Origin of the sequence: Olsenella sp. AGMB03486 (assembly GCF_040884255.1) — a bacterium.
Lineage (GTDB): Bacteria > Actinomycetota > Coriobacteriia > Coriobacteriales > Atopobiaceae > Olsenella_L > Olsenella_L kribbiana.
The window spans coordinates 1-644 of record NZ_JBEVTM010000063.1; the positions used below are offsets into that span (position 1 = coordinate 1).

The 644-nt window shown below is 57.1% G+C and carries 1 protein-coding gene; it reads right to left on the reverse strand.

What is annotated here, in order from left to right:
* Positions 1–38: 38 nt before the first annotated feature.
* Positions 39–497, reverse strand: coding sequence for an IS200/IS605 family transposase (tnpA, locus tag ABVS03_RS11570; RefSeq protein ID WP_330971165.1), 459 nt, complete (start codon positions 495–497; stop codon positions 39–41).
* Positions 498–644 lie beyond the last annotated feature (147 nt).

The following is a 644-nucleotide window of genomic DNA, read 5'->3' on the forward strand; positions in this document are numbered from 1 at the left end:
TGACTCGTGGCTAGCCCGTCAAACGGGCATTTGCCGGCCTATTTCCTGCTGAACGGGTCCTCGTACTCCTTGACGCTGAGCTTGTCGAGGGCGATGTCCGCGGCTTCCTGCTCCCTGATGTACTTCGCGATCGTGGCCTCGTTCATGCCGACGGTCGAGACATAGTAGCCCTCTGCCCAGAACTTCCTGTTCCCGAACTTGTACTTGAGGTTCGCATGCTTGTCGAACATGAGGAGCGCGCTCTTGCCCTTCAGGTACCCCATGAAGCTCGATACGCTGATCTTGGGCGGGATGCTCACCAGCATGTGCACGTGGTCCGGCATCAGATGCCCCTCTATTATCTCCACCCCCTTCCACTGGCAGAGGTTCCTGAGGATCTCCCCCAGGTCCTTTCGGTATTGGTTGTAGATGGCCTTTCTCCTATACTTTGGGCAAAACACGATGTGGTACTTGCACATCCATTTCGTGTGCGCAAGGCTGTTTGCCTTCTGTGCCATGGTGTTCTCCTTCCTCTCGCGGCCGGCGACCTGAACAATCACCATCCTAGGGAGGGAGGAGTTTCGTTGCATAGCATAGTTGCCTTCCACCCGCACAGCGGGTGGATTTTCATGCCGCGCGTTCCGCGCGGCACAGGCTAAAGCCTC

Excerpts from the sequence above, each read along its gene's own strand:
- tnpA (WP_330971165.1), bottom strand. The coding sequence starts at position 497 with ATGGCACAGAAGGCAAACAGCCTTGCGCACACGAAATGGATGTGCAAG.